Annotated in this window: 2 protein-coding genes; one reads left to right on the forward strand and one right to left on the reverse strand. The window is 43.0% G+C overall.

The window, feature by feature from the left end; all coding sequences use genetic code 11:
• Positions 1-118: 118 nt before the first annotated feature.
• Entirely contained in the window at positions 119-652 is a 534-nt protein-coding gene (locus tag KFE26_RS23565) for a cell division protein ZapC (protein WP_006081901.1), read from the forward strand.
• Between the two features lie 171 nt (positions 653-823).
• On the opposite strand, the gene KFE26_RS23570 is transcribed toward KFE26_RS23565, so the two are convergent.
• Positions 824-1,460 (reverse strand): IS4 family transposase (locus tag KFE26_RS23570; protein ID WP_212601911.1); only part of this gene is annotated, 637 nt, incomplete at its 5' end.

A 1,460-nucleotide genomic window follows, 5' to 3' on the forward strand; every position in this document is an offset into this window, starting at 1 on the left:
GATCTTACAATAGATCGACTAAGTAACTGTTAAATAATTTGTATTTTATTATTTTTATTTTGATATTGGATAAAATATCTACTATTATGTCCCAGTGTTCAAATATTGGGTCACCGTTATGTTATTAATGCCGCAAAAAGATTGGCAATGGAAATATAACGATTCGTATGGTGTATTAGGCGTATCGTTAGGTTCCGAGATAGAATTTCTGACGTCTTATAAAGCAAAATTACTCATTCCAGATGCCTTATCAAGCATGGAATTTAATATTGCGCACGCCAAATTCTATATGAGTTTACTCGATAGATTGCCTAAAACCCTGTCTTTGTCCGATGCCGCTATTGTGCAAATCGCCCTCAATGCCACCGCCGCCCATTTTATGCTGACACCGCAAATGCCTAAATCATGGTTTTTTGATACCAGTGATGTCTGTGTTTATAGCGATGTGGGTAAAGTCTTCGAGCTTAAATGCCAAAAGCAAAGAGTGCTCGCCCTCGTGGTTGAAAATACCCTACAGTCCGCGCTAGTGATGTTATTGTCACCTGAATGTGTTTTGTCGGGTGCAAAAACCATGGTGCAGTTTGAAACCATCAAAGTGATGCATAATCGCTTACACCCCCTACGTGCGCAGCGCCACGTGGTTGCGGCATAGCTCATCATTGGTTTTTGATATTAATCACTTACCGATAATTCGTGAGTCTTAGTTTGCTCTATTTGGCCCTGCTTTTAGTATTAAACTCACTACGCAGTCTGGTTTGCCATGGTATTAACTCGTCGACTCGCAGCGAGTCCGTCCTTGGATGCTCGACCCTGTAGGATCCCCTCATAATTCATAACCCCAACAACCATGAATTAATGAGAGTTCAGCTAGTTTCTTCGCAGCACAAAGCAAATCATCTGCTGATATGGGGTAATCATGCCGTCGTCGCAGCAGTTCTTTGCCCATCCTGATTGTTGATAGCACATTCCTTTTCTTTATCGTGTTTGCTTGGAAGTGCCGCTGTAATTGCTGTGTTTCCCCGTATAATCCTACCCACCAAAATGCCAGTTGCACCAATAATGCTATCAATAGCAGTATATCCATCCTCGCCGCGTAACGTGTTCTGCTATGACGTAAACCAAAGCCATAAGCGGGACTTTTTAAATCTCTAAAGGTTTCTTCTATTTGCATTCGCTTTTGGTAGATATTGACCAGTTTTTGAGGCGACATGGCTTCCATGGTCAAGTTAGTCACCAGTGCCCAAGGCTCTTTGGCGGTCAACTCATACGTCCATTGCGCAGTATGGTGACAGTCTGTTGTCGTACTTCGCTGACCTTTTCTGCCTTTACTTGAGGCCCTGAACAATACCATCTCACATAACAAAGGTTTCTTTACCGATAACGCCACCCGCCCAACATGTTTTGCGCGACGACGGGCTTGGGGATAAAGCGCTTTTAGTGAAAATTGGCGACCGAAAGGA

Origin of the sequence: Shewanella sp. M16 (assembly GCF_018224605.1) — a bacterium.
GTDB classification, from domain to species: Bacteria; Pseudomonadota; Gammaproteobacteria; order Enterobacterales; family Shewanellaceae; genus Shewanella; species Shewanella oncorhynchi.

Coding starts and splice junctions, on each gene's coding strand:
- KFE26_RS23565 (WP_006081901.1), top strand. CDS start 119: ATGTTATTAATGCCGCAAAAAGATTGGCAATGGAAATATAACGATTCG.